The organism is Simplicispira psychrophila DSM 11588, assembly GCF_000688255.1.
Lineage (GTDB): Bacteria > Pseudomonadota > Gammaproteobacteria > Burkholderiales > Burkholderiaceae_C > Simplicispira > Simplicispira psychrophila.
Genome location: NZ_JHYS01000008.1, coordinates 83,784 through 109,687, shown reverse-complemented (window position 1 = coordinate 109,687; position 25,904 = coordinate 83,784). Strand labels below are relative to the sequence as shown.

Below are 25,904 nucleotides of genomic sequence, written 5' to 3'. Positions count from 1 at the left end.
TGGAGCAGCAGGCACGCGCCCTATTCAGGTCTGGTTCAGCTAGCAGGGGCTATCCTGAGCCATTTTCAGGAACAAAAAATGACCACACACCAGAACACGCGGCACTTCAGCCCTGGGTCCATCACCCTGCACTGGTTGATGGCGGTGCTGCTGGTCGCCGCCGTCGCTGCCATCGAGTTCAAAGACATCTACCCCAAAGGCAGCGCCGAACGCGAGTGGCTCAAGACGGTGCATTTCATGCTCGGCACCAGCATTTTTATCTTGGTGTGGCTGCGCCTGCTGGCACGCGCCCTGAGCACGACACCGCCGATCACGCCCGCTCTACCGGCTTGGCAAGCGACTTTCAGCCACTGGGTGCAATGGGCGCTGTATGCGCTGATGGTGGCGCTGCCAGTGCTGGGCTGGCTGGTGCTGAGCGCCAGTGGCAAGCCGGTGACGCTGCTGTGGGGCCTGCACATGCCGCTGCTGCCCCTGACCGCCAGCCGCGACACCGCGCTCTGGTTCAAGGAAATCCACGAGACCGGCGCCACCGTGGGCTATGGACTGGTGGCCCTGCACAGTGCCGCGGCGCTGGTACACCATTACTTTCAGCACGACAACACTTTGCTACGCATGTTGCCGGGGCGGGGCTGAAGTCAGGGCATTTTTTGCGCCTGCACACCATGGCATACAATGCGCGCTGACGGGCCTCCCCGCATGGTGAAGCGGCCAACCGGGTCAGGTGGGGAACCAAGCAGCCCTAACTGTGGAGCCAGTGCCGGGGGTAAGGCTCGTCAACTTATTCAAAACAAAAAGGGTGTCTAAAGACACCCTTTTTTGTTTTTGGCGCTATAGGCGGCTCAACTGCGCACGCGTTTTTTGGTTTTCTTTGGCGTGTGTGCCAGCGGTGCAGGCGCCGCAGCAGCCGATGCAGCGCCGGCTTTCTTGCCCTGTCCCAGGCGCGATTCCTTGCCCTGGATCAGCCGCAAAATATTCTCCTTGTGGCGCCACAGCAGCAAAGCGGCCATAACGACGATGGCGGCGGTGATGCTGCGTTCTTCATACCAGAGGGGCCCCGCAGCCATTACATAGAACGCCGGCGCAAATACGGCAGCCACCAGCGCGGCCAGTGACGAATAGCGGAACAAGAACGCCACGATCAACCAAGTGGCCGCTGTCGCCAGCCCGAGCCAGCCGCTGATGCCCAGCAGCACACCCAGCGCCGTTGCCACGCCCTTGCCGCCTTCAAAGCGAAAGAACACTGGCCACAGGTGGCCGACAAACGCCGCCAGCCCCACCATTGCCTGCGTGCCTTCTTCTAATCCATAGGGGGCGCCAAACCAGCGCACCAGCACCACTGCCAGCCAACCTTTGGCGGCGTCCAGCAACAAGGTCAGCACGGCAGCCGCCTTGCTGCCCGAGCGCAGCACGTTGGTGGCGCCCGGATTTTTACTGCCAAAAGTGCGCGGGTCGCTCAATCCCATGGCACGGCTGACGATCACGGCAAACGACAGCGAGCCCAGCAGATAGGCAGCAATCACTGCCAAAGCAGAATAAACAACAGGCACGAAAAACTCTCCCCATTTTTAGACAAGCGCAGCGATTTCCGGCCTGATGCGGCGCCATTCTGCCAGCCGGGTAGATCCGAGAACCTGAACTTCAACGTAGTGCGCCAAGGAAACTCTGCAAAACCTCCTTAGCAAGGTGCGTGCGGTTACCTATATTGACATTGAGCTGGAAAAATATTTAGGGTCAGGTTCTCATCACACAAAGCTTTGCGTGTATTTTGATGAAAAAAGATGTTACGTTTGATACCGATAGCCCATCATGCGAACCACACTGACGATAGATGACCAACTTTTTGCTAAAGCCGTGGCACTGGCCGAGCCGGGAGTTGAAAAATCCGAGCTGATTCAGGAATGCGTCAAAGCATTCATTCACCGCCCAACAGCCCACCGCTTGGCGGTCTTGGGCGGGCAAGCGCCTGACGTAGAGCTCGCCCCGCGGCGACGCGAAGAAGAGCCAAATTTATGAACGTGCTGGTCGATACCTCGGTATGGGTGGGCCACTTCAAGCAACGCAACGAACATCTAGTAGCTTTGCTGGAAAGCTACAGGGTGGTCTGCCATCCCTACGTGGTGATGGAAATTGCCTGCGGCATGCCACCCCATCAGCGCGCCCTGATCGCCATGTTGGCAGAACTGGAAAGCACGCGCTTGGCCACCTCCGATGAGCTGCTGGAATTGATCGAGCGCCGCAACCTGTATGGTCGTGGATGTGGTTTGGTAGATATAAGCCTGCTGGCTTCTACGCTTTTGAGCGAGGAAACGCTGCTCTGGACGGCAGATAAACGCTTGGAGAGCGTCGCGGCAGAACTTAACCATGCCTACCGTCCCGCGCTCCACTCCTGAGCCCTGTTAGACATTATCACCAATACAGCAATGCTAGCAGTTTTGTAGCTTCTAGCGCTTGCTGTGATTGGCTCAGAGGCAGTTTTAACCCGCAGCCTGCTCATCTAGCACGCCCACCAGCACAGCAGCATGGGTGCTGCCATCGGCGGGCATCAAGCGATCATGGTATTCAGTGGTAGCCGCACTGGCCGCTTGCAAGAACGCTGTCGGGTCGGCGTATTTGTTGTACTGGCCCATCCAGTAGGCCGTTTCTGCGCTACTGGCGGTGCGGTTCAGCAGGCCCAAGTACAAAATATCCACCGCCACATCGTCAACCATCGCCGCCTTGAATTCCTGCGATTGCACCACGCTGTAGAGCATCCCGCCGCGATCGGTTTTGCCCGTTTGCAGTTGGTCAAGCCAGAAGGCACGCCCTGCGGCCTCGGGGGCGCGCTGGAGCACGTTGTGGTACATCAAGTCGACAAAGCCCGCGTTATCGAGCCCCGCTTGCTGGGTAGCAAACTCTGCCGAAGCTAAGAAGTTGCGCCCCATCTCCGAGGTGTTCACCCCCGCATTGGCCTGGCCCAGCCAGTAGTTGTAGCCGCACAGCTCGGGGCTGCGCCCCAGTGCAGCGTGGTACAGCCGAATTACGGCCCCGGCGTGGCTGTCAAATTCGGGGCTGCTCAGGACGGAGGTCAATACATCGGCACGGCTCATTACCCCAGTTGTCATGGCGTTGAGCCAGTAGGCACTACCGGCATCGCCATAGCCTTCGCGACCCAAAAAGTCACGGTAGAGCTGGTCCACAAACAAGTCGTTATGGCTAAAAACGTCGTTGTTTTTAACAGCACTGCTGGAGCCGCGCAGCAGCTCAACAGCGTCGGTCATGCCGTCTTTGTCGGCATCGATGCGGAACGGGTCAAACGGGCAAGTGGGAGCAGCAGCCTGCACCATAAAGCCGGGGCCACCGGGGTCGCTGATGGTGCCATCGGCCTTGCCATCGTCGTCAAATATGCCGCCATCCTGGATGCTGAAGTCCAAGCGCGTCTTGCCCTGCTCAGTGACGATTTTGCCGCCGTAAGCGGCGTCGGCCAAATTGACCCAAGTGCCGGCGCTGGCTCCGCTATGCACTTCCTTCCAGTAGCCGTTGACGGTGATGTCGCCGTCAATAAAGATGCTGAAGTTCTCAGTGCTGCCGGGGGCAGCGGCTTTGGCGGTGAAGTCAAACAACCCCAGGGGCAGTTTGGCGCCTTCGGGTAGATTGGCCGGGGCATCCTTTTGGGCAATGGAGGTGATGACGGCTTTGCTGCCAGCGTTGACCTGGCCGTCTTTGGCGTCGGCCACCAGGGTGACGAACACCTTGGGGGCGTTGCCGGGATTGCTGACGCTGGTGTCGGTTTTTAAGAAAGTGAGTGAGGTGACGGCGGCTTGGTCGCTGTCTTTGATGCCATCGCCATTGCCATCGCCGGCGACAGCAGTGCCGCCATTGGTGGGCTGCAGGCCTGGAACGGAGTCTTCAACGCTGGCATCGACGCCGTCTTGGTCATCGCCGCCGCTAGTGCTACCGCCACCGGTATCGCCGCCGCCATCGCCGCCACCTGGGGTTTCAGGGGCTGCCGTGGTGAAGTTCAGGGTGATGGCGTCACTGATGCCTGCATACGCGTTACCTGCCAAGTCTTTGATATTTTGATTTGGGCTCTGGCCGTACGCGATGTTTGGCAAGCTCGGCGCAACCACACTTGTCTTGAGGTAGTAGCCGGTGGAGTAAGCCAAATCGGCAGCAGGGTTGAGCGTGACCACGGCACCAGCGACATTGCTGCTGCTCAGGGTGAAGCTCTCAACCAACGAGCCATCGCTGCTTTTGTGCAACTCAATCACGCCTGAATTGCTGGCCAAGGCTTCTGAGAAGGTCAGCGTGAGATTGTTGGCAATGCTCACGCCAGTGGCATCGTCGGCGGGGCTGGAAGAGGTGAGGATGGGCGCGGTGGTATCCAGTGCGTAGGCTTGGCTGGCCACCGCGCCGTCGTTGCCTGCTGCATCCGTCACCTTGAGTTGGAGGGTGCTGCTGCCCGTGAGTGTGACTCCATCCCAGCTCAAAGCCGTGCCGGTGACTTTGTTGGTGATGTCGATCCAGTTCGTCCCGCCATCGACCGAGCCCCAAACGATGTCGGTGCCAGCGGGTGCACCACTCAGGGTGGCGGTGATGGTTTGGCTGGCCGTTTTGGTGATGAAGTCGCTTGAAATCGTTCCTGTGTCTGCGCTGAGTGCTATTGATCCGATAGTGATGGTGGGCGCGGTGTGGTCTACTGTGTAACTCTGGCCTGCGGTGAAACCCGAGGTAATTGCCACGCTACTGCCGTTCACAATGCCGGTGTCTGAGCTGTTTAAGTCCAGACGCAGCGTGCCATCGCCGCTGACGGTGTTGGCTGTGACGGTGTAAGTAGTGCCACTGCCGGTCACGCTGGCGATGGTACCCGCAGCGGTGCCACCTGCCGTCAAGGCAAAGTCGCTGGCATCCACGCCCGTGACCGATTCGTTGAAGGTGACGGTGTAGCTGACCGATGCGGCGTTGGTATCAGCCGCTGCCGCATTAGCGAGCACGATGCTGCTGACGCTGGGGCCGTTGGTGATCTGGGCTGATGCCGCGCTGTACAGCGTCTCGATCGTGCTGCCATCATCGATATAGCTGATCTTCACCCGCACATACTTGCTGGTTTCGAGCGCCGTCAAGGCGAAGGTACTGCTGGTGGCGCTGGTGGCAATGTTGACCCAGTTGTTTAAACCATTGCTAGACACCTGCCATTGATAACTGACGGTGCCCAAACTGGTGGGCGTCGCGTTGTCCACGTCGCTGATGCCGCTGGTGCTAGCGGTGAGAGTTTGGCCTTGAGCGGCGGTGCCGGTGAAGGTGGGCAGACCGGTGGGCGCATCGTTGACCGCAGTCACTGTGATGATTTGGTTCCCACTGACTGCGCCGAGATTTTTATCGGTGGCGGTGAAGGTGACCGTGCGTGCGCCGGTGCCGGGCGTGTCGCTGCTGTTGTTGAATTGCACCGCCTGTGCGCTCGCCTGCACCAAGGCATTGGTGGCGCTGGTGTTAAAGGTCAAAGTCCAGACTGCACCGTTGTCCACAAAGGCGGTGTCTGCGACGCCAATCTGGGTGGTGCCGGCCATAACCTTGTTGTCGCTGGTGTCGAGCCAGATAGCGCTACCGCCGGGATTGGCGGTGGGCAGGCGCAGGCTGTCGGCGGCTTCGTTGTTGGCGGTGATTTGCACCTTCAGGCTGCCGCCCTCCCAGTCCGCGTCGCCATCTGCGTCACTGATAAGAATGCTGCTGCTGGCTGCAATGGCGGTTTGTTCGGTGAAGGCGGTGGCGATGGGGCCGCTGGTATTCATCAGCACCGACAACGTGTTGCTGCCGTAGTTTGCAACGATCAGATCCGCCTTGCTGTCACCATTCACATCGGCGCTGGTGACGGAATAAGGGCTTTTGCCCGTGGCGTAATCGGTCTTGGCAGCAAATGTGCCCGTGCCATTGTTTATCAGCACCGACACGGTGTTGCTGCTGGAGTTTGCAACGATCAGATCGGCTTTGCCGTCGCCATTCACATCGCCACTAGTGACAGAATAAGGGGCGTTGCCCGTGGCGTAATCGGTCTTGGTGGCAAACGTGCCCGTGCCATTGTTTATCAGCACCGACACCGTGTTGCTGACGCCGTTTGCAACAATCAGGTCGGCTTTGCCGTCGCCATTCACATCGACACTGGTGACGGAATGAGGCTCGGTGCCCGTGGCGTAATCGGTCTTGGCGGCAAACGTGCCATCGCCGTTACCTTTCAGCACCGACACGGTGTCGCCGTAGTAGTTTGCAACGATCAGGTCGGCCTTGCTGTCGCCATTCACATCGGCGCTGGTGACGGAATAAGGGTAGAGGCCCGTAGCGTAATCGGTCTTGCCGGTAAACGTCCCGTCGCCGCTGCCTGTCAGCACCGATACCTTACTGCTGCCGTAGTTTGCCACGATCAGGTCGGCCTTGCTGTCACCATTCACATCGGCGCTGGTGACGGAAGAAGGGACGGAGCCCGTAGCGTAATCGGTCTTGGCGGCAAACGTGCCCGTGCCATTGTTTATCAGCACCGACACCGTGTCGCTGACGCCGTTTACAACGATCAAGTCGGCCTTGCCGTCGCCATTCACATCGGCGCTGGTGATGGAACGCGGGCCGGCGTCCGTGGCGTAATTGGCCTTGGCGGCAAACGAGAGATTGATCGGGAAAGTGATGGTGGGATTTGTCATGGTCTGCAGTGCTTGTGGTGACGGATTGAAATTCACTAGCACGTTACCGATGTAAGAAAAAGAAACCCTACCAAAGCCTAACGGCCCGCTGCTTGGCCAGTTCAGCTGATCGCCACCGTCAGGCAAAGTTGATAGCCCCAGCCGCGAATGGCCTTGAGAGGGTGTTCACAACAAGCCACTTGCACCAGTTTTCTGCGTAGGCGCACGATCTGAACCTCCAGGGTGCTTTTGCTGGCATTTGCCCCTTGTTTGCCGGCCATTTCAAGCAGTTGCCACGATTCGAGACGTCCACCGGGGGCGCGGGTAAAACCGCTGAGCATGGCGGCTTCATAGGCGGTCAGGTTAACGCTGCCCTGGGGGCCTTGCAGGACAAAAGAGACGAGGTTCAGCCAGCAATCAGGCAGCTGCTGATGCTGGCGCTTGAGGCGCCGGGCCAAGGCCTGCACGGCAGCGCCGAGTTCTTCCAGTGACGTGGGCTTGGTCAAGTAGAGATCGGCACCGTTTTCGTAGCCCATGACCTTGTCATTGATCTGGCCGCGTGCAGTCACCATGATGATGCCCACCTGTGGCTGCGCAGCGCGAATACGCCGGGCCAGACTGATGCCGTCCTCACCCGGCAAATTGAGATCAATCACCAGCAGGTCTACCGGGCGCGCGCCAATGCTGTCATCAAATCTTTCCGCGCAGTCAATACCCACCACGGCATGGCCTAAGCTGGCCAGCGCATGAACGGTGACTTCGCGCAGGGCGTCATGGTCTTCCACCACCACAATGTTCAACAAGGTAGCCATAGCTCAAATCGCACTTCGTTGTGAGAGGGTGTGTAGCAAACCCAACCGCCAAGCTGCTCGGCCATGCCGCGCACCAGGTACAGGCCCAGACCGGAGCCGGTCTTGGCATAGGCGTCGGGACTGCGGTAATATTTTTCGAACACTTGTAGCGGGTCGGGCATGCCGGCGCTGCCAGGGGTATTGGCGATGCTGACAAGAACGCCGCACTGCCCCTGCTGTTCAGATCGGACTGCGCCCATATGGATCGGACTATGCAACGCGGCGTATTTGAGTGCGTTGTCGATCAGGTTGTTCAAGGCAATGTGCAGCAGCTGAGGGTCGGTGTTGACGGCAGGAAGTTCCTGCACCGCAATAACGATCCGCTGGGGTGCAGCGCTGGCGGCGCACAGTTCTGCGAGCAATGAACCCATGCGGCAAGGCGTTCGCCGCAGCGCGAACAGGTGTTGCTCCAGTTGATCGACTTGCAAACAGCGTTCGACCACGGCGTCCATATCCGCCACGGACTGCTGGGCGTGGTGCTTGATGCTGGCATTGATCTCGCTCATTCCCAACGCCATGCGAATGACCGACATGGGTGTCTTGAGTTCGTGGCTGAGCATCGCCATGAAACGGTGTTGTGTTTCACGCTGCGTTTGCGCCATTTGAAGCTGCTGTTGCGTCACCGCCAAGTTCAGTACCGCCTGCATTCCTTCGCGCTGCAACTGGCGTGAGCGCCGGTGCAGCAGCGCGAACATCAACACGGCAACGATAAAGCCATAGGCCCGCGTGGCATTGAGACTCCATTCGGTGGCATCGACCCAGCCCAGCAATGGCAGCTGACCGACCAGCAGCATGGCAGCCTGCAAGGTGTAAATCACGCGCAGGATACGGCGCCCGGGTGGTGCCTCGTGGCGCGCACTCAAAGCCAGGACAACGAACAGTGGCACGACCAGCAAAACGACCCAGGCGTTGATTTGCAGCGCCAGGCCGGTGTAGCCGCTGGCCAGCAGCCCCAGTGCGGCGCATAAGACCACAATCAGGGCATCCAGCCCGCGCATGATCAGGCGCGGTGGTGCAAAGGAAGCCAGCAGGACGCGATGGAACATGGCCTCGACCAAACTGATCATGCACACGCTGAAACTGGTCAGTTGATCCACCAGGCCTGTCGTGTCGGCTGGCACCAGTGGCGCCAGACTGCCCATGGTCGCCAAGTGAAAAAAGATAAAGCCGCCCTGGCGCAGGCTGAACCAGCCCATCACGCGCTGCCGGCTGGCCACATAGTCGCTGATGGCCCAGAACAGCAGCCACATCATGACGCCCAGATAGAGCGCCTGAAACAGGCTCAGGCGACTGTCCCTGAGCCATGCCTGGGTCGGTTCAAGCGCTTCCACATTCAGGATGGAGGAACTGGTGGTCTTCAGGCGCAGGTAATAAACGCTGTGCGGCTGCACCGGCTGCACCTCGAAACCCAAAGTGACTGACGCCAGTTCGCGCGCCAGAAAAGGCGCACGGTCGCCGGTGACACGGCTTTGCCAACCCCCCGATGGGGCCGGATCAGCCTCATACAGGGTGACTTCATCCAGAAAAGTGGGGCGAATCCGCAGCACCAGCTTGCCGCCATCCTCACGCGGTCGCACCACCAGACGCAGCCAATAGGCGGCATCGGTATAGCCTTGGGACAGGATGGGGCCGACAGGTTGGAAGCGGGCCATGCTGGCTTGCTCAATGGCCAAATGGCCACCTGGGTCTGGCAGAAAATCCCGGCTGATAATGTGATCGGCCTCCCCCGCGCTGGCAGCCGTGACCAAACCCGCCAGCAGGCACAGCCTCAGCAATCGGAGAAGTTGCAGCAACAGTGCGTTCACTTCATTGACAAGCAGCCATTGGTGCGTTGAACGCGACCAGCGGGTGAGGCGGGCTTTGCAGCATGTCCTTAATCCGCCAGCGCGCACTGCACCGGTATGGCCCCAAGCAGCTGCACGCACACCTGCGGGTCCAGCTGCACCAAAAACCCACGCCGCCCGCCATTGATGGCGATGCGCTCGAGCGCCAGGATGGTGTCTTCGATATACACCGGCATGGCGCGGCGCGTGCCAAACGGCGAGGTGCCGCCGATCAGATAACCGCTGTGCCGGTTGGCCACCTCGGGCGTGCACGGCTGCACCGACTTGGCACCGATCTGGCGCGCCAGATTTTTGGTCGATACCGTGCGGTTGCCGTGCATCAGCACCAGCAGCGGCCGCGCGTCTTGGTCTTGCATCACCAGCGTTTTGACCACGCTGAACGGGTCCAGCCCCAGCACCTGCGCGCTGTGCTGGGCGCCGCCGTGCTCCAGGTACTCGTACGGGTGGCTGGTGAAGGAAACGCCATGCGCCTTGAGCAGCTGCGTGGCCGGCGTTTCGCTGACATGGGCTGATTTACTGTCTTTTTTCGCCATAGCAATAAAGGCCAACTCTCAGTTTAAAACATCAAAAATAATAGCTGCTAGCGCATGTATCTAAAGGGCTACAGGCTGATTTGACTATAAATTACCAGTTTACAGCGCCGGATTGCCCAGCTCCCAGTGCAGCGCATCAATCGCCGCCAGCAACTCGGGCGCCAGCGTGCAGTCCCAAGCGTCCAGGTTTTCGTCCAGCTGCGCCAGCGACGTGACGCCGATGATGGTGCTGGCTACCTGCCACTTGGTGTAGCAAAACGCCAGCGCCAGCTGCACCGGCGTCAGGCCATGGTCACGCGCCAGTTGGTTGTAGCGGCGCGCTGCGGCCAGCGCTTCGGGCCGGCCCCAGCGCTGCTGGCGCACCGAGGCGTAGCTGGCAATGCGCGCGCCTTGCGGCGCATCCGGCCCATCGATACCACTGGCGTCGTACTTGCCCGTCAGCAACCCAAAACCCAGCGGCGAATACGCCAGCAGCGACACGCCCAGGCGGTGGCAGCTTTCATCCAGGGCGTTTTCAAAACTGCGGTTGATCAGGCCATACGGGTTTTGCACCGACACCACGCGCGGCAGGCCATATTGCTCGGCCAAGCGGACAAACTCATGCACGCCATACGGGGTTTCATTGGACAGGCCGATATGGCGCACCTTGCCGGCTTGCACCAGCTGCGCCAGCGCCTCCAGTTGCGCGTGCAGCGAGGTCTGCGACGTTTCTTTGGTCGGGTCGTAGTGTTTGATGCCAAAGGCCGGCACATGGCGCTCGGGCCAGTGGATCTGGTACAGATCGATGACATCGGTTTGCAAACGGCGCAAGCTGCCCTCGCACGAGGCCACGATGTCAGCAGCACGGAGACCGGCATGGCTGCGCAGCCACGGCATGCCGCGCGAGGGGCCGGCCACCTTGCTGGCCAGCACCACTTTCTGGCGCGTACCGGGGTTTTTGGCAAACCAACGACCAAGGATGGCTTCGGTGGCGCCACAGGTCTCGGCCCGCGCTGGCACGGCGTACATCTCGGCCGTGTCGATAAAGTTGACGCCACGCGCCAGCGCGTGCGACAGGATGGCGTGGGCAGCGTCCTCGTTCACCTGCTCGCCAAAGGTCATGGTGCCTAGACAAATCGGCGTGACCTGCAGATTACTCTGGCCAAGGGGAAGGGTTTTCATACGCGCTCCGACAACAAAATGCACCAGTTTACGTGGCTGTGCAGCGCTGTGCAGCGTGTGCGCCCGCGTTTCGGAATAATCGCCTCCCATGTACCAAACCACCCGCCCTCTCCGCAGCGAATACTGGCCCCTGCGCAACCTCAAATACCACGTCAGCCACTGGGGCGATGCTGAAACCCATTCAGACACCATGCCGCTGGTATTACTGCACGGCTGGATGGACGTCGGTGCGTCCTTCCAATTCATCGTCGATGCGTTCTCTGACGCCTTTGTCGCCGGTCGCCCAATATGGGCGCCCGACTGGCGCGGTTTTGGCCGCACACAATCGCTCACGCCCACCGACCACTACATTTTTGCCGACTACCTGGCCGACCTCGACCAATTGCTCGACCACTACGCGCCGAACCAGCAGGTCGATCTGGTCGGTCACAGCATGGGCGGCAACATCGCCATGATGTACGCTGGCGCGCGCCCAGAGCGGGTGCGCCGCCTGATCAACTTAGAAGGTTTTGGCCTGCCCGCCACACAGCCCGAGGACGCACCAGCGCGCTATGCGCAGTGGATGGATGAGCTGAAAAAACTGGAGCGCGGCGAGATCGTGCTGAAGCCGTACGACAGCGCCGCCGGCGTCGCCCAGCGCCTGATGAAAACCAACCCGCGCCTGTCGCGGGACAAGGCGCTGTGGCTGGCACAGCACTGGGCCAGCCCGAACGCGCAGGGCCAGTGGACAATTTTGGGCGATGCGGCGCACAAAATCGTCGGCTCGCAGCTGTTTCGCGTCGATGAAACGCTGGCGCTGTATGGCGCCATCAGCGCGCCGACGCTGTCGGTACACACCAACGAAGACAGCATCGCCCAATGGTGGAAAGAGGAATACTCGATGGCCGAGCACTATGAGCGCCTCCAAGCCGTACCCGACTGCCGCATCGCTGTCGTAGAGAACGCCGGCCACATGGTGCACCACGACCAACCGCAGGCCGTGGCAGCACTAATTGAAGCCTTTTTACAAGCCCAATAAGCCTCTAGCCCTTTAGCTACGTGCGGTAGCAGCTATCATTTTAAGTAACTTAAAAGGGCTGCGCCACCAGATCATGCCCGCGCACGGCAACGATGCGCGCCTTGGTGAACTCGCCGGTCTTCAGGGTCTTGCTGATTTTCTCAGGCGGCAACAGTTGCACGGTGCCGTCGATCTCCGGCGCGTCGGCATAGCTGCGACCAACGCCGCCCTTGCGGCCCAGGCCCGGGGCTGAATCGACCAGCACCTGCATGGTGGAGCCGACACGGCGCTGCAGCTTGGCAATCGACACTTCTTCGGCCACCGCCATAAAGCGCGCGCGGCGCTCTTCGCGTTCCGCCAACGGCAACATGCCCGGCAGATCGTTGGCGGCAGCGCCGTTGACGTCGCTGTAGGCAAAGCAACCAGCCCGGTCGATTTCAGCCTCGCGCAAAAAGTCGAGCAGGTGCTGAAATTCTTCTTCGGTCTCGCCCGGAAAGCCGGCAATAAAGGTGCTGCGGATGACGATATCGGGGCAGGCTTCGCGCCAGCGCTGGATACGCTCCAGATTTTTTTCACCGCTGGCCGGGCGCTTCATGCGCTTCAGGACATCCGGGTGGCTGTGCTGGAACGGCACGTCCAGGTACGGCAGGATCAAGCCCTGCGCCATCAGCGGAATGATCTCGTCCACGCTCGGGTACGGGTAAACGTAGTGCAGGCGCACCCAAGCGCCATGTTGTTTGGCCAGCTCGCCCAGCGTTTGCACCAGCTCCAGCAGGCGCGTTTTGACCGGCTTGCCATCCCAAAAGCCCATGCGGTATTTCACATCCACGCCGTAAGCCGAGGTGTCTTGGCTGATCACCAGCAGCTCTTTCACGCCGCCAGCGAACAGCGCCTTAGCCTCCGACAACACGTCACCAATCGGGCGCGACACCAGATCGCCGCGCATCGACGGGATGATGCAAAAGGTGCAGCGGTGGTTGCAGCCTTCGCTGATTTTGAGGTAGGCGTAATGGCGCGGTGTCAGCTTGATGCCGGCGACGCCAAACGCGCCCGGCACCAGATCGACAAACGGGTCGTGCGGCTTGGGCAGGTTGCGGTGGACGGCATCCATCACTTCTTGCGTCGCCTGCGGGCCTGTCACCGTGAGCACGCTGGGGTGCATTTGCTGCACCAAGTTGCCGCCATCGGTGCCGGTGCGCGCACCCAGGCAACCAGTAACGATGACTTTGCCGTTTTCGGCCAGCGCTTCAGCAATGGTGTCGAGGCTTTCCTTGACCGCATCGTCAATAAAGCCGCAGGTGTTGACGATGACCAGGTCGGCACCGTCAAAGGTTTTGGCGGTTTGGTAGCCCTCGGCGCTGAGTTGCGTGAGGATCAGTTCGGAGTCGGTCAGGTTCTTGGGGCAGCCCAGGCTGACAAAGCCGATTTTGGGGATTTTGTTGGATGTGGGGGTGGTGGGGGCGTCAATCATGCGCGTATTGTCCCAGCATTGGGCGACAACACGGCGGGCAAGGTCAGCGCCAGCGCCTGTCCCCGCTCAGCGCTTCAGGCCCATCACGCCCAGCATCTGCTCGGCCTGCTTGTTCACTTGTTCTTGCATCTGCGTGAACAGGGTGCGCGACTGCTCGGCGTAATTGCCCATCAGCCCCTGCACCATGGGCGACTGCACACTCATGAATTTGGCCCACACCTCGGGTGTGATGTTTTGTGATTGCTCGGTCATCTTGGCCTGCATGTCAGAAAAGACCTGCACATTCTTTTCCAAGTAACTGCCCATGAAGCCCTGCATGGTGTGGCCGTAAAAACGAATGATGTTGGCCAGCACCGCCTCGGTGAACATCGGCGCGCCGCCGGCTTCTTCTTCCAGAATGATCTGCAGAAAAATGCTGCGCGTGATGTCTTCGCCGGTCTTGGCATCGCGCACCACCAGGCTCTGGCTGGCCATGACCAGCTGCTTGACTTCGGCCAGCGTGATGTAGGTAGAAGTCTCGGTGTCGTACAGACGGCGATTGGGGTACTTCTTGATGATGCGCTGCAGCAGCTTGGCAGCAGGGAGTGTTTTCTTGTCTGGCACGACGGACTTTCTCGGGCTCGCAGGCCCCATATATTGCATTGCAGCAGATTTTAGGACGCACACTGCACCGCGCGCCGCGTGATAACCCTCGCGGCACATTTGCACCGGACCATGGGCAATGTGCAGGACAAAAAAAAACCGCTCAATGATGAGCGGTTTTTTAATTTTTGAATCCAGAAGATTCAGTACAGGTTTCTCGTATTTTTGACTCTGGTTGTCGTCAAAAGAGAAATCCTGGTAGGCGCGATTGGACTCGAACCAACGACCCCCACCATGTCAAGGTGGTGCTCTAACCAGCTGAGCTACGCGCCTGTGTTTGTTCGAGAACGCAAGTTTAGCAGTAAAAAATGGCGCTTTTGAACAACCGAGAGAAAATCTGCAAAATTGTCTGCATCACTCTTTCAACGCCGCCGTGCCCAGCGCACGCCCTTGACCGTTGCCACGATGCCCAGCACCTTATTGAGCTTGGCCGAACTGATCACTTCCACCGTGAAAGTCATCCACGCCGTGCCCTTGACGGATTGTGTCTGCACGCCAATCACGTTCATTTTTTCTTTGGCAAACACTTCAGAAATATCGCGCAGCAAACCCTGGCGATCGGAGGCCTCGACGGCCACGTCCACCGGATACACCGCAGCGCCAGTGGTGGACTTGGGCGTGCCCCACTCCACATCGATCAAGCGCTCAGGGGTGCGCGCCGCCAGTTCGCGGAAGTTGCTGCAGTCGGTGCGGTGCACGCTCACGCCTTTGCCACGCGTGACAAAGCCGCCAATCGTGTCGGGCGGCGCGGGCTTACAGCACTTGGCCAGTTGCGTCATCAGCGAATCGATACCGACCACCAGCACACCGCCTTTGGGCGTTTTTTCGGTGTTGCGGGCTTTTTTCAGCAACAGATAATCGTCGGCCTGCAGCACCGGCTCAGGCGGACGCAGCAAGGTTTCGATATTGCGCAAAGAAAAATCATCCTTGCCCACTGCCTCAAACAAGGCATCAGCCGACTTGAAGCCCAGCTGCGCAGCCAAGTCCTCCAGGCGCATTGCCGTTTTGCCTTCGCGCTGCAGCAGTTTTTCGACCGCTTCACGGCCACGGGCAATGGTTTCGTGCTGTGCCAGCGCGTTGAACCAGGCGCGCGCCTTGGCACGACCGCGGTGGCTGTTGAGGTAGCCCAGCTCGGTATTGAGCCAGTCGCGCGACGGACCGCCCTCTTTGACCACCGTGACCTCGACGGTCTGGCCGTTTTTTAGCGGTGTATTGAGCGGCACCATGGTGCCATCGATGCGCGCACCCCGGCAGCGATGGCCCAGGCTGGTATGCACGGCATAGGCGAAGTCCACCGGCGTGGCACCCTGGGGCAACTCAACGATGGCAGCATCGGGCGTGAGCACATAGATGCGGTCATCAAACAGCCCGCTTTGCGGCGGCGCCGCGCCCGACATGTCGCGCTCCCAGGCCAGTAGCTGGCGCAAGACGGCGATTTTTGCGTCGTAATCGCCCGTGACCGACACACCGGCATAGCCCTTGGTGCCGGCCTCCTTGTAAGCCCAGTGGGCGGCCACGCCATTTTCGGCATGGTCGTGCATGGCCTGGGTACGAATTTGGATTTCTATCGCTTTGCCGGTCTGATCGCGCACCACCGTGTGCAGGGACTGGTAGCCATTGGGCTTGGGCTTGGCGATGTAGTCGTCAAATTCCTCGACGATGGGCTGGTATTGCTGGTGCACCCAGCTCAGTGAGGCATAACAGTCCTTGACGCTGGGCACCACCACGCGCAAGGCATGGATGTCAAACACCTGATCGAAGTGCAGCGACTTGCCGCGCATCTTTTTGACGATGCTGTAGATGTGTTTGGGGCGCCCCTGCACGCTGGCACTGATGCTGCGCGCACGCAATTCAGACTCGACACGGCTACTCAACTGCGCCATATAGGCCTCGCGCTCGACACGTTTTTCATCCAGCAGGTGCGCTATTTCGCGGTAGGTTTCTGGCTCCAGAAAGCGAAACGCCAAGTCTTCTAGTTCCCATTTGAACTGCCAAATACCCAGGCGGCTGGCCAGCGGGGCAAACACCTGCAAGGCTTCGCGCGCCATGCTGGGCGATACCAGGCGTTTGCTGGCTGCATAAAAACGCAGTGTCTGCAGGCGCGACGCCAAGCGCAGCATGACCACGCGCAGATCGCGCGAAAACGCCAGCAGCATCTTGCGCACGTTTTCTGTCTGCACTGCCGAATCGTCCACCAGCTGGGCCGACGGCTGCATTTCTCGTGCCTGCTGCTGCACGCGCATCAGCTTGGTGGTCTCTATGGCCAGCGTGGCAAATTCGGGGCCAAAGGCCTTGCCAATCACCTCCTGCGGCTTGTTCAGATGGATGCTGGCATGGATCAGATAGCTGGCCGCCTGCAGGGCCTCCGAACTGCCAATCGCCTTGAGCATGGCAGCCACACCCTCTGCGTGGGCCAGGGCATTTTCGCCCGTGGCCAGCACCTCATCGGCAATCAGCGGCTTGGCAAAGGCCCGCGCACGCGTCACCGTGTTCGCCTGCTCGGGCAGTGCGTGCGCAGTGGCCGCCAGCACGCTGGGCACGGCGTCCAGGCTGTGCACTGCGGTCGCTGCAATAGGGTCCACTTTCATGCAATACCTTTGCTCGGCGCATCCAATAAAAAATCAGTGACCAGCGCCACCTGATCGGGTGCCATCAGCGTTGGGGCATGGCCGACGCCTGCCACTTCCACCACTTGCGCGTGCGGGCCGCGCTGCGCCAAGGTCTGCGCGGTGGCCGCCGACAACAAGTCGGACTGTGCGCCACGCAGTACCAGGGTGCGCGCCGTGATCTGGTCATACAGCTGCCACAGTTGCTCCTGTCCCGCCAGCGCGCCCTCGGGCGTCAGCGCCTTGAACGCCTCGGCAATGGCCGGGTCGTAATGCAGCGTCCAGCCGCCGTCCGGCAGCGCGCGCACCATCGGGCGCGACAGTTCCAGCCACTGCTCGGGTGTGTGCGGGCCAAAGCTGCTGGACAGCGCCCACAGGGCGTCAGCCGCTTGCTGCACCGTCTCAAAGCGCACCGGCTGGCCGAGATACTGGCCAATGCGCTGCAAGGCCGGCCACTCCAGGGTCGGCCCGACATCGTTGAGTACCAGACGGCGCACCGGCACGGGCAGCGGCAGATCGGGCTGCCCGAGCAAAGCCATGCCAATCAGGCCGCCCATACTGGTGCCGACCCAGTCCAGCGTCTCGATCGGAGCACTGGCGTGGACATCGGTCAGCAGCGCCAGCATGTCGGCGGCGTAATACGGCACTTGGTAGCCCTGCGGGTCGGCCAGCCAGTCGCTGTGACCACGCCCGGCGACATCGGGGCAAATCACGCGCGCGTGGCGGCTGAGCACACGTGCCAAGGTGTCGAAATCGCGTCCCTGGCGTGTCAGTCCGTGCACGCACAGCACCACATGGGGATGCTGCGGGTGGCCGGTGGCGTTCCATTCCCAGTAAGCCATGCGGTGCCCCGATGCGGGCGCGGCGACGGGTGCGGGCGCGGCGGCAAAGCCGGGGCAGAATACGTCTTTCAGCCTAGGTTCAATCATGGGGATAGGCTCCAGAACATGGCTCGATAATTGTTTCATGGCATCGTAATTCATTCGGAGATCTTTCATGCTTAAAGGCAAAACTGCCCTCATCACCGGTTCGACCAGCGGCATTGGTCTGGGTATTTCAAAAGCCCTGGCGCGCCAGGGCGCCAATATTGTTCTTAATGGCTTTGGCGACGTTGAAGGACCACGCGCTGAAGTGCTGGCCGCTATGCAAGGCAACGGCGCGGTCGTGGGTTACCACGGCGCTGATATGTCGCGTGCGGCCGATATTGCCGACATGTTCGCGTACAGCACGGCGAAATTTGGCAAAGTGGATATTTTGGTCAATAACGCCGGCATCCAGCATGTGGCGCGCGTCGAAGACTTCCCGGTCGAGCGTTGGGACGCCATCATCGCCATCAATCTGAGCAGCGCGTTTCACACCACACGCTTGGCGCTGCCTGCCATGCAGGCGGCGCAGTGGGGCCGCATCATCAATCTCGCTTCGGTGCATGGTCTGGTAGGTTCGGCACAAAAATCGGCGTATGTCGCCGCTAAACACGGCATTGTCGGCCTGACCAAGGTCACCGCGCTGGAAAATGCCACCACTGGCATCACCTGCAACGCCATTTGCCCCGGCTGGGTACTGACCCCCCTGGTGCAAAAACAGGTGGACGCCAAGGCGGCAGAGCATGGCATCTCCAACGAAGACGCCAAAAAACTGCTGCTGGGCGAAAAAGAACCTTCGATGCAATTCACCACACCCGAGGAACTGGGCGATTTGGCAGTGTTCTTTTGCTCACCCGGCGCCAACAATGTGCGCGGTGTGGCCTGGAACATGGACGGTGGCTGGGCAGCGCAGTAAAACAAAACGCTTCTTTTTTAATAGCTGCGAGCGCTTATCCCGTAAGCGCCAACAGCCATTTTTACTCAAAGTAGGCGCTTGACGCGCCTTTCTTCTGCATCAGCGCATCTGCACCGAGCCAGACACATTGACCGTCACGGTGCTCTTGCCGGCCTCCACGGCAATCGGCGCATCGGCCATGGCTGACTTGGCTTCCATGGCCATCATGCGCGGGCGTGGACCGGGTGCATAGCTGTTGCTGTTGACCGAGACCTCGCGCAGGGTGAAGCCGGCAAAACCAAAAGCGCGCGTCAGATCGGCGGCCTGGGTTTTGAAATTCTCAATCGCCAGGGTTTGCGCTTCACGCTCGATCTTGCTGCGTTGCTGCGGGCTCAATGAAAAAGCCACTTGGCCAATGGTCATGGTCGAAATGCGCGCCGCTGTGTTGGTGATACGGGCAAAGTCGCGCCCTTCCAGCACCAGTTCCGTGTTGCCCTGCCAGCCAGTGATCTGGCTGTTCTGGCTGTAGCGTGGGTACAGACTGAAATTGCCGGTACGCACCTCCATCTGCCCCGGCTCGGCGTTGCGGCGCGCCTCCAGCACGGCGGCATCCAGCGCTTGGCGCAATTGCGACTGCACCACGGCCGCATCTTTGCCATCGCGCACGGTGCTCAGCGTCAGCACCAGCAAATCCTGCTGCACATCGACGGCGCCTGTCGCTGTCAACTGCACCACATTGTGTGGCTCAGCCAGTGGCATATTTTGAGCAAAAACGGCACTAACCCCTACCAGCATTGCGCTAGCAGCTATTAATTTAATAGTATTTTTCATTTTTAAACCCAAGTGATGGATGGATACAGCGAGACACCATACCGTGCAATCCAGTGTTCAGATGTAAGAAACTATCGCCTTCGGTGGAGAGCACGAAAAGGCTTGTACAGACAACGCAAGATATGTAACTGACAGTCAACTAACACAAAAAATAAAACCACTTGCGTGTCAAACTGGTAACAATGGCCAATGTTACAAATTAGCCCAAGGGATAAATATGGCAACCACCAGCAATCGCACTGACAAAATTTTGGTCGTAGACGACGATGCACGCATTCGCGATCTGCTGCGCCGCTACCTGACGCAAGAAGGCTTTGAAGTCATGGTCGCTGAAGACGGCAAGGCATTGAACCGGATTTTGCTGCGCGACACTGTGGATCTGATCGTGCTCGACCTGATGATGCCGGGTGAAGACGGCTTGTCGATCTGTCGGCGCCTGCGCTCGGCCAACGACCGCACGCCGATCATCATGCTCACGGCCAAAGGCGAAGACGTGGACCGCATCGTCGGGCTGGAGGTAGGTGCTGACGACTACCTGGGCAAGCCCTTCAATCCACGCGAGCTGCTGGCCCGCATCCACGCCGTGCTGCGCCGTCGCCCGGCCCACGAAGCGCCCGGCGCTCCCTCCAGCGACAACGAAGTCGTCTCCTTTGGCCCCTTCAACTTTGACTTGGGCACGCGTGCCTTGCAAAAAAGCGGCGAAGAACTGCCCCTCACCACCGGTGAATTTGCCATGCTCAAAGCCTTGGTGCGCCACCCGCGCCAGCCGCTGTCGCGTGAAAAGCTGGCCCTGCTGGCACGCGGACGTGAGTTTGAGCCCTTTGACCGCAGCCTGGACGTCCAAGTCTCGCGTCTGCGCAAACTGATTGAAGAAGACGCTGCCGCACCACGCTACATCCAGACCGTCTGGGGAGTGGGCTACGTGTTTGTACCGGACGGCGCGGGCTGAAACAACGCGTTTACACCCCCTCCCGGATGCAAGATGGCACGTCTGTGCTATCTCATTCCTTTGCAGCACCTTCCTCTTTATGAGCAATCGCCCCTACATCGACAACGAAGGCACCAGTCCTGCCCCCCTGGAGCGGCGTCTGCACCCGCGCGACCATCGCGTGCGCGTGGGGCTGAACCTGTTCTGGCGTACCTTCTTTCTACTGGGGCTGCTGCTTGCAGGCAGCATTTTGGCGTGGTTGCAAACCTTGCGCGCCCTGGAATTCGAACCGCGCACGCTCTACACCGCGCAGCAGATCGCCTCTCTGGTCAACCTTAGCCGCGCGGCGCTGCTGTATGCCGACCCGATTGCGCGCGTCTCACTGATCAAAACCATGGCCGAACAAGAGGGCGTGCGCATCCTGCCGCGTGAGCCCAAGGACCATTTTGAACTGCTCGACAACTCCGCTCTCAGCCAGCGCATGACCGAAGAGCTCAAGCGCCGTCTGGGCCAGGATGCCATCGTGGCCGCCAGCGTCAACGGCGAAAGCGGTCTGTGGGTAGGCTTCACCATCAATGGCGACCCCAACTGGCTGCTGATGGATCGCTCGCGTTTCAGTCCGGTCAGCGGCCAAACATGGTTGATCTGGCTGCTGACGGCCGCCGCCCTGTCCCTGGCCGGCGCCGCCGTCATTGCGCGCCTCATCAACCGGCCGCTCAAGCAACTGTCTTTCGCCACCAACCGGGTGCGCGATGGCGACTTTGCTGCCAGCCGGCTGGACGAAGAGGCCGTCACCAGCGAAATCCGCGAAGTCAACATCGGCTTTAACCGCATGGCACAAAAACTCGCCAAGCTCGAACAAGACCGTGCCGTGATGCTCGCCGGCATCTCGCACGACCTGCGCACCCCGCTGGCACGGTTGCGACTGGAGACCGAGATGAGCGTGACCGATGAAGACGCACGCGAGCACATGGTCGCCGACATCGTGCAGCTCGATGCCACCATTGACAAATTTCTCGACTACGCGCGCCCCGACCACGTGACCCTTATCCCCGTCAATCTGCACAGCGTGCTGTCGTCCTGCGTCTATGCCGTACAAGACCACCGCGAGCTGCAGATCTCCATGGCAGTGCCCGAAGACCTGTATGTGTTGGCCGACGAAGTCGAACTGGCACGCATCCTATCGAACCTGCTGGAGAACGCACGCCGCTACGGCAAGACACCCGGCAGCGGCGTGGCGCGGGTCGACATCAGTGCCAAGGAGCGGGAAAAATGGGTGCTGATCAAAGTGCGCGACCACGGCGCTGGGGTACCACCAGAGCAGCTGTCCAGCCTGACCAAACCGTTCTTTCGCGGCGACGCGGCGCGCACCGCTGCAGCGGGCGCCGGATTAGGCTTGTCGATTGTGGACAAGACCATTCAGCGCATGGGCGGCATTTTTGCCTTGGCCAACTCCAGTTCTGGCGGCATGGTGGCGCACATCCAACTGCAGCAAGCGCAAAGTCTGCCCGACGGCGCCGACACGCAAAGCCGTCTCCACCGCCCTCACACCAAACGCAACCTGCCACCGAACGTAGCGCAGGCGTGAGTGTTTTATCCCTAACGCCGGCTGCGCACCTAAATTTCGCGCCATAAGCGCTGATGCGTCACCACTTTTCTGATGTTAATCACTGGGTCTGGGGAAATAGATCGAGAAGGTAGTCAGTCCATTGTTCGACGCCGCTGAGATGTCACCCCCATGGGCGCGCACAATGGCTCGGGTGATAGAGAGTCCCAAGCCGGTGCCTTCGCCTGCGTCGTGCTGGCGCGCCGCATCGGCGCGGTAGAAGCGTTCAAAAAGCCGTGGCAGGTGGGCCGCCGCAATAGGCGCACCCGTGTTTCGCACTTGTATATGCAAGCGTGCCTCGTCTTGGCCAATTTCTACCTGAATGGAGCCACCCTCCGGTGTGTGGCGTAACGCGTTCGACAACAGGTTGCCCAAAGCGCGGCGCAGCATCAGCCGGTCGCCGCGCAGCGCACCCTCGCCTTGCAGTTGCAGGGTGATGCATTTTTCCTCAGCTAGCACTTCATAAAAGTCGAATAACTGGCGTACCTCGTGCGCCAAATCAACGACCTCTTCGTGCACCAGGACGAGTCCGTTCTCGGCTTTTGCCAGAAACAGTATGTCGGAAATCATGCGGCCCAGGCGTTCATATTCCTCTGCGTTGGATTCGAGAATGGCACGGTACCCGTCAGCGTCTCGTGGAAGGGTGAGCGCCACCTGCGTCTGCATCATCAAGTTGCTGACCGGGGTGCGCAATTCATGGGCCAGGTCTGATGAAAAATCGGAGAGCCGCTGGAACGCATCTTCCAGGCGTTCCAGCATTTCATTGAGCGTGGTGGCCAGTTCGGCCAACTCTGGCGGCACGGCCTGCACAGAAAGCCGGCGGTCCAAACTATGGGCCGTCACCGTGGCCGCCCGCTCGCGCATGGCGCGCAGTGGCGCCAGACCGCGCCGTGCCGAAACCCAACCAAGCACGCCCATGAGCAAGACGGCACACGCCACGAAAATCCAAAGCGTCCAGCGAAAACTACGCAAAAATCGTTCGTGGTGGGCTGTATCCAACGCCAACACCAGTGTGAGTGCGCCATCGCCTGCCGCGTCCACTGGCAACGTCTTGGCCAAACCATGCAATGTCTCCCCGTCCGCACGCCAACTGGAAAGCCCCGAGGCGGCGGTCAAAATCGCTGGAAATTGCGCACCCGGCGAAGCAAACCAGACCGCTCCGCTCGGGCCGCGAACTTGCATCGCCAGCTCATGGTGCCCGGCAAAAGTGGCAGCCAGCTCCTTTGCCACGACCTCCTGGGTCAGCGGGCGCTTCATGGTCGCGACCAGCTGCGCGGCATAGTCCAGCTTGCCTGAGAGTTCATCGCGATCGAGTTCGTCAAAATGTGACGCAATGGTCGCCATGACCAGCCAGCCAAAGGCAAGCAAGACAGCGGCCGAACCGATGGTAAACAGCAACGTCAGCCGGGCCGTCAACGTCAGGCGAGAACGCATCAGGCGGACACCTCCAGCACATACCCCATGCCGCGAATCGTGCGCAGCAGCTTGGGCTCAAAGTCATCATCCATCTTCGCCCGCAGGCGGCGGATGGCCACTTCGATCACGTTGGAGTCGCTGTCAAAGTTGATATCCCAGACCTGCGAGGCAATCAGCGAGCGCGGCAGCACTTCACCCTGGCGGCGCAGCAAGAGTTCGAGCAGCGCGAACTCTTTGGCAGTGAGATCAATCCGTCGCCCACCGCGTTGTACCCGGCGGCGCAGCAAATCCAGCTCCAGGTCGGCAAGCTGCAGCACCGTGGGTTCAAGGCTGCTCTTGCCGCGCCGCAGCAAGGTGCGCACGCGCGCCAGAAACTCGGAAAACGCAAATGGTTTGACCAAGTAGTCATCGGCTCCGAGTTCCAGCCCCTTGACACGGTCTTCGACCTGATCGCGCGCGGTGAGAAACAGCACCGGCAGCGCGTTGTCACTGCGGCGCAGGGTTTCCAGCAACTGCCAGCCATTGAGCCCGGGCAGCATGACATCAAGAATGAGCAGATCGTAGTCACCCGTGATGGCCAGGTGAAGACCATCTGTGCCCGTACGCGCCAGGTCAGCCAAGAAACCCGCTTCGGTCAGACCTTGGCGCAAGTAATCACCCGTCTTGGGTTCGTCTTCGACGATGAGCAGTTTCATGGGGGCGATTGTGCCGGTGCGACGCCGTGAAACCCCCAGATAACAAATTTGTAATGTGGCTGAAATCTGGCCGTAGGCCGGGGGTGAGCACCATCGCTGCTACTTCTAAAAGCCGCCTTATTGGCAGGTGTACCGCACCTTTTGGCGGCACAAAGAACAACGAATCTGGAAACCCTTCGATGAAAACCTTGAGCGCCTTGGTCTTAGGACTCTTTGCGGTTCTGCCAGTGGGGGCACAAACCTTGGGCACTGCTTTGGAGAGCGCGTTGGCGCGCCATCCGCTCGCCCTGGCCGCTGCGCCGCGTGCCGAAGCCGCCGAGGCACTTGCCGAAGCGGCTGCAAGCCTGACGCCCCGTCCCTTGTCGGCCTCCGTGGCGACGCTCCATGACAAGCTGGGCGCCAACCGTGGCCGGCAGGAGTGGGAGCTGGAGATCAATGCGCCGCTCTGGCTGCCGCGCCAGCGGGATGCCCACATGGCACTGGGGGCCAGCACCCGTGCAGAGGTGCGTGCAAGCCAGCAGGCCCTGCGCCTGCAACTGGCCGGAGAACTGCGAGAGGCCTGGTGGGCGGTGGCCAGTGCCCGCAACACAGAACAACTGGCACAGCGCCGTGCGCGCACCGCCGCGAATTTGGAGACCGATGTGGTGCGCCTTTTTAAGGTGGGCGAATTGGCACGCGTGGATGCCAATCTGGCAACCAGTGAGCGACTGGACGCGCAAGCCGCACTGGCCAGCGCGCATTCCGAACGACTCCAGGCGGAGGAGGCATTTCTCACGCTCAGTGGAATGGACGCACCGGAGGCCCTCACGCCAGAAAGCACCGCGGCCCCCAGCCATGCAACGCCGATTGCGCACCCGCAAGTGGCTGCCGACCTGGCCGCCGCCCAGCTGGCACGCGACCGCATGGCGGTGGCCGACGCAACGCAGCGGGAAGCGCCTGAACTGGCGCTGCGGATGGTGCGAGAGCGCGGCGCCCGGGGTGAGGGCTATGCCAGTGCGCTGGCCGTCAAGCTCACCCTACCGTTTTCGTTGGGGCCGCGCGCACGGCAAGAAAGCGCAACGGCACGCGCCGAGCTGGCACAGGCCGAAGGACAGGTAGCGCTGCAAGAGCGCCGGCTGTTGCAAGAAACCGCTAAAGCGAAACGCGAGCTGGCGGTGGGCCAACAACAGTTGCAGCTTGCCCGCGAGCGCCTGCATCTTTCCACCGACACCCTTGTGCTGGCCGAGAAGAGTTTTTCGCTGGGGGAGTCCGACCTTCCCGCGTTGCTGCGGGTACGCGCTGCGGCGCAGGACGCTGAGGTGGCGCTCCAACGCGAAGAAATCGCCCTCTACGCCTGGCAGTCCCGTTTGAATCAATCCTTGGGAGTCCTTCCTTGAAATTTCTGCGCATTTTTTATTTTGCTCTGGCCCTGGCAGCCGCGCCCGTGGCGGGTTTTGCCCACGGGGACGAAGACCACGGCGCTGCAGCAGCACCTTTGCCGACCGCCACGTCGGCACCACGTACCCAAGCCCAGACCGATGATTTCGAGCTGGTGATCGAGCAGCAAGGCCCGACTCTGCTGTTGTTCCTGGACAGCTTTGCCAGCAACGAGCCAGTGACCAATGCCCAAGTGGAGCTGCAAAGCGGCGACCTGCAAGCCACCGCAACCCCGGTCGGCCCTGGCACCTACCGAGTGGCAGGTGATGCGTGGACGCGGCCAGGCACACACGCGCTCACCATCTCGGTGCAGACCGCCGATACGGCAGATCTGCTCAGCGCCACGCTGGACATCCCGGCGCCCGTGGCTGCGGCCACCGTTGCCAAAACTGGCAAAACCGCGCCGGCCGGTCGCCCTGTCTGGATTCTTGCGGGCGCAGTGCTTCTGAGCGTTCTCCTCGTTTTTGCCTGGTTGCGTCGCCGCAGAGCCACTCCTTCCTGAACA

The 25,904-nt window shown here is 60.5% G+C and carries 22 protein-coding genes, 1 tRNA gene and 1 other RNA gene; 10 read left to right on the top strand and 14 right to left on the bottom strand.

The window, feature by feature from the left end; all coding sequences use genetic code 11:
- Window positions 1-78 precede the first annotated feature (78 nt).
- Both Q390_RS0110060 and ffs read left to right on the top strand, forming a co-directional pair.
- Window positions 79-633, top strand: a complete 555-nt coding sequence (locus Q390_RS0110060; RefSeq protein ID WP_027995943.1) for a cytochrome b — start codon at window positions 79-81, stop codon at window positions 631-633.
- Window positions 634-681: 48 nt separating this feature from the next.
- An RNA gene (gene ffs, locus Q390_RS19515) (signal recognition particle sRNA small type) lies at window positions 682-778 on the top strand.
- Window positions 779-839: 61 nt separating this feature from the next.
- Here ffs and plsY read toward each other — a convergent pair.
- The gene (plsY, locus tag Q390_RS18165; protein WP_051603170.1) at window positions 840-1,547 is read right to left on the bottom strand and encodes a glycerol-3-phosphate 1-O-acyltransferase PlsY; all 708 of its coding nucleotides are present in this window, start codon (window positions 1,545-1,547) and stop codon (window positions 840-842) included.
- Between the two features lie 259 nt (window positions 1,548-1,806).
- Between plsY and Q390_RS0110050 the strand changes: the two genes are divergently transcribed.
- Together Q390_RS0110050 and Q390_RS0110045 are read left to right on the top strand one after the other, a co-directional pair.
- Entirely contained in the window at window positions 1,807-2,013 is a 207-nt protein-coding gene (locus tag Q390_RS0110050; protein WP_027995942.1) for a type II toxin-antitoxin system VapB family antitoxin, read from the top strand.
- Window positions 2,010-2,390: a type II toxin-antitoxin system VapC family toxin gene (locus Q390_RS0110045; RefSeq protein ID WP_027995941.1), complete on the top strand. Its 381-nt coding sequence runs from the start codon at window positions 2,010-2,012 to the stop codon at window positions 2,388-2,390. Before Q390_RS0110050 ends, Q390_RS0110045 begins: the two co-directional genes overlap by 4 nt.
- Window positions 2,391-2,474: 84 nt before the next feature.
- Here Q390_RS0110045 and Q390_RS19125 read toward each other — a convergent pair whose 3' ends face one another.
- From Q390_RS19125 to Q390_RS0110020, 5 genes are all read right to left on the bottom strand, one after another.
- Window positions 2,475-6,665 (bottom strand): FG-GAP-like repeat-containing protein, encoded by a 4,191-nt coding sequence (locus Q390_RS19125; RefSeq protein ID WP_156949880.1) that lies wholly within the window; start codon window positions 6,663-6,665, stop codon window positions 2,475-2,477.
- Window positions 6,666-6,766: 101 nt separating this feature from the next.
- On the bottom strand, window positions 6,767-7,456 hold the full coding sequence (locus Q390_RS18155; RefSeq protein ID WP_027996017.1) for a response regulator transcription factor: 690 nt from the start codon (window positions 7,454-7,456) through the stop codon (window positions 6,767-6,769).
- On the bottom strand, window positions 7,441-9,300 hold the full coding sequence (locus tag Q390_RS0110030; RefSeq protein ID WP_281174782.1) for a sensor histidine kinase: 1,860 nt from the start codon (window positions 9,298-9,300) through the stop codon (window positions 7,441-7,443). Before Q390_RS0110030 ends, Q390_RS18155 begins: the two co-directional genes overlap by 16 nt.
- Window positions 9,301-9,368: 68 nt before the next feature.
- A complete protein-coding gene (locus Q390_RS0110025; RefSeq protein WP_027995939.1) occupies window positions 9,369-9,872 on the bottom strand; it encodes an aminoacyl-tRNA deacylase in 504 nt (167 codons plus the stop codon).
- Between the two features lie 99 nt (window positions 9,873-9,971).
- Window positions 9,972-11,033 (bottom strand): aldo/keto reductase, encoded by a 1,062-nt coding sequence (locus Q390_RS0110020; RefSeq protein WP_027995938.1) that lies wholly within the window; start codon window positions 11,031-11,033, stop codon window positions 9,972-9,974.
- A gap of 88 nt (window positions 11,034-11,121) precedes the next feature.
- Between Q390_RS0110020 and Q390_RS0110015 the strand changes: the two genes are divergently transcribed.
- Complete coding sequence (locus Q390_RS0110015) at window positions 11,122-12,051, top strand: alpha/beta fold hydrolase (protein ID WP_027995937.1); 930 nt, start codon at window positions 11,122-11,124, stop codon at window positions 12,049-12,051.
- Between the two features lie 49 nt (window positions 12,052-12,100).
- Here Q390_RS0110015 and rimO read toward each other — a convergent pair whose 3' ends face one another.
- The 5 genes from rimO to Q390_RS0109990 form a co-directional block, all read right to left on the bottom strand.
- Window positions 12,101-13,501, bottom strand: coding sequence for a 30S ribosomal protein S12 methylthiotransferase RimO (rimO, locus tag Q390_RS0110010; protein ID WP_027995936.1), 1,401 nt, complete (start codon window positions 13,499-13,501; stop codon window positions 12,101-12,103).
- Between the two features lie 66 nt (window positions 13,502-13,567).
- Window positions 13,568-14,134: a polyhydroxyalkanoate synthesis repressor PhaR gene (gene phaR, locus Q390_RS0110005; RefSeq protein ID WP_027995935.1), complete on the bottom strand. Its 567-nt coding sequence runs from the start codon at window positions 14,132-14,134 to the stop codon at window positions 13,568-13,570.
- A gap of 205 nt (window positions 14,135-14,339) precedes the next feature.
- Window positions 14,340-14,416 (bottom strand) — tRNA-Val (locus Q390_RS0110000).
- A gap of 89 nt (window positions 14,417-14,505) precedes the next feature.
- Window positions 14,506-16,731, bottom strand: coding sequence for a RelA/SpoT family protein (locus Q390_RS0109995; RefSeq protein ID WP_027995934.1), 2,226 nt, complete (start codon window positions 16,729-16,731; stop codon window positions 14,506-14,508).
- On the bottom strand, window positions 16,728-17,678 hold the full coding sequence (locus Q390_RS0109990) for an alpha/beta fold hydrolase (RefSeq protein WP_027995933.1): 951 nt from the start codon (window positions 17,676-17,678) through the stop codon (window positions 16,728-16,730). The genes Q390_RS0109995 and Q390_RS0109990 overlap by 4 nt, the downstream gene beginning before the upstream one ends.
- 67 nt (window positions 17,679-17,745) lie before the next feature.
- Between Q390_RS0109990 and Q390_RS0109985 the strand changes: the two genes are divergently transcribed.
- Entirely contained in the window at window positions 17,746-18,528 is a 783-nt protein-coding gene (locus Q390_RS0109985; RefSeq protein WP_027995932.1) for a 3-hydroxybutyrate dehydrogenase, read from the top strand.
- Window positions 18,529-18,627: 99 nt separating this feature from the next.
- Here the strand turns inward: Q390_RS0109985 and Q390_RS0109980 are convergent, their stop codons facing one another.
- The gene (locus tag Q390_RS0109980) at window positions 18,628-19,338 is read right to left on the bottom strand and encodes an SIMPL domain-containing protein (RefSeq protein ID WP_027995931.1); all 711 of its coding nucleotides are present in this window, start codon (window positions 19,336-19,338) and stop codon (window positions 18,628-18,630) included.
- A 217-nt stretch (window positions 19,339-19,555) separates the two neighbouring features.
- Between Q390_RS0109980 and ompR the strand changes: the two genes are divergently transcribed.
- Together ompR and Q390_RS0109970 are read left to right on the top strand one after the other, a co-directional pair.
- Window positions 19,556-20,287 (top strand): osmolarity response regulator transcription factor OmpR, encoded by a 732-nt coding sequence (gene ompR / locus Q390_RS0109975; RefSeq protein WP_027995930.1) that lies wholly within the window; start codon window positions 19,556-19,558, stop codon window positions 20,285-20,287.
- Between the two features lie 79 nt (window positions 20,288-20,366).
- Window positions 20,367-21,854, top strand: a complete 1,488-nt coding sequence (locus Q390_RS0109970; RefSeq protein ID WP_027995929.1) for a sensor histidine kinase — start codon at window positions 20,367-20,369, stop codon at window positions 21,852-21,854.
- 75 nt (window positions 21,855-21,929) lie between these two features.
- Here Q390_RS0109970 and Q390_RS0109965 read toward each other — a convergent pair whose 3' ends face one another.
- Window positions 21,930-23,306 carry a heavy metal sensor histidine kinase gene (locus Q390_RS0109965; protein ID WP_027995928.1) on the bottom strand — a complete coding sequence of 459 codons (1,377 nt, stop codon included), beginning with the start codon at window positions 23,304-23,306 and terminating at the stop codon, window positions 21,930-21,932.
- Window positions 23,306-23,983 carry a heavy metal response regulator transcription factor gene (locus Q390_RS0109960; RefSeq protein ID WP_027995927.1) on the bottom strand — a complete coding sequence of 226 codons (678 nt, stop codon included), beginning with the start codon at window positions 23,981-23,983 and terminating at the stop codon, window positions 23,306-23,308. Before Q390_RS0109960 ends, Q390_RS0109965 begins: the two co-directional genes overlap by 1 nt.
- Before the next feature lie 242 nt (window positions 23,984-24,225).
- Here Q390_RS0109960 and Q390_RS0109955 point away from each other — a divergent pair, with 242 nt between their 5' ends.
- Together Q390_RS0109955 and Q390_RS18150 are read left to right on the top strand one after the other, a co-directional pair.
- Window positions 24,226-25,359 (top strand): TolC family protein, encoded by a 1,134-nt coding sequence (locus Q390_RS0109955; RefSeq protein ID WP_169737275.1) that lies wholly within the window; start codon window positions 24,226-24,228, stop codon window positions 25,357-25,359.
- Window positions 25,356-25,901 carry a hypothetical protein gene (locus Q390_RS18150; protein WP_051603168.1) on the top strand — a complete coding sequence of 182 codons (546 nt, stop codon included), beginning with the start codon at window positions 25,356-25,358 and terminating at the stop codon, window positions 25,899-25,901. The genes Q390_RS0109955 and Q390_RS18150 overlap by 4 nt, the downstream gene beginning before the upstream one ends.
- The last annotated feature ends 3 nt before the right edge of the window (window positions 25,902-25,904 follow it).

Excerpts from the sequence above, each read along its gene's own strand:
- Q390_RS0110060 (WP_027995943.1), top strand. The coding sequence starts at position 79 with ATGACCACACACCAGAACACGCGGCACTTCAGCCCTGGGTCCATCACC.
- Q390_RS0110050 (WP_027995942.1), top strand. The coding sequence starts at position 1,807 with ATGCGAACCACACTGACGATAGATGACCAACTTTTTGCTAAAGCCGTG.
- Q390_RS0110045 (WP_027995941.1), top strand. The coding sequence starts at position 2,010 with ATGAACGTGCTGGTCGATACCTCGGTATGGGTGGGCCACTTCAAGCAA.
- Q390_RS19125 (WP_156949880.1), bottom strand. The coding sequence starts at position 6,665 with ATGACAAATCCCACCATCACTTTCCCGATCAATCTCTCGTTTGCCGCC.
- Q390_RS18155 (WP_027996017.1), bottom strand. The coding sequence starts at position 7,456 with ATGGCTACCTTGTTGAACATTGTGGTGGTGGAAGACCATGACGCCCTG.
- Q390_RS0110025 (WP_027995939.1), bottom strand. The coding sequence starts at position 9,872 with ATGGCGAAAAAAGACAGTAAATCAGCCCATGTCAGCGAAACGCCGGCC.
- Q390_RS0110020 (WP_027995938.1), bottom strand. The coding sequence starts at position 11,033 with ATGAAAACCCTTCCCCTTGGCCAGAGTAATCTGCAGGTCACGCCGATT.
- Q390_RS0110015 (WP_027995937.1), top strand. The coding sequence starts at position 11,122 with ATGTACCAAACCACCCGCCCTCTCCGCAGCGAATACTGGCCCCTGCGC.
- rimO (WP_027995936.1), bottom strand. The coding sequence starts at position 13,501 with ATGATTGACGCCCCCACCACCCCCACATCCAACAAAATCCCCAAAATC.
- phaR (WP_027995935.1), bottom strand. The coding sequence starts at position 14,134 with ATGGGGCCTGCGAGCCCGAGAAAGTCCGTCGTGCCAGACAAGAAAACA.
- Q390_RS0109995 (WP_027995934.1), bottom strand. The coding sequence starts at position 16,731 with ATGAAAGTGGACCCTATTGCAGCGACCGCAGTGCACAGCCTGGACGCC.
- Q390_RS0109990 (WP_027995933.1), bottom strand. The coding sequence starts at position 17,678 with ATGATTGAACCTAGGCTGAAAGACGTATTCTGCCCCGGCTTTGCCGCC.
- Q390_RS0109985 (WP_027995932.1), top strand. The coding sequence starts at position 17,746 with ATGCTTAAAGGCAAAACTGCCCTCATCACCGGTTCGACCAGCGGCATT.
- Q390_RS0109980 (WP_027995931.1), bottom strand. The coding sequence starts at position 19,338 with ATGAAAAATACTATTAAATTAATAGCTGCTAGCGCAATGCTGGTAGGG.
- ompR (WP_027995930.1), top strand. The coding sequence starts at position 19,556 with ATGGCAACCACCAGCAATCGCACTGACAAAATTTTGGTCGTAGACGAC.
- Q390_RS0109970 (WP_027995929.1), top strand. The coding sequence starts at position 20,367 with ATGAGCAATCGCCCCTACATCGACAACGAAGGCACCAGTCCTGCCCCC.
- Q390_RS0109965 (WP_027995928.1), bottom strand. The coding sequence starts at position 23,306 with ATGCGTTCTCGCCTGACGTTGACGGCCCGGCTGACGTTGCTGTTTACC.
- Q390_RS0109960 (WP_027995927.1), bottom strand. The coding sequence starts at position 23,983 with ATGAAACTGCTCATCGTCGAAGACGAACCCAAGACGGGTGATTACTTG.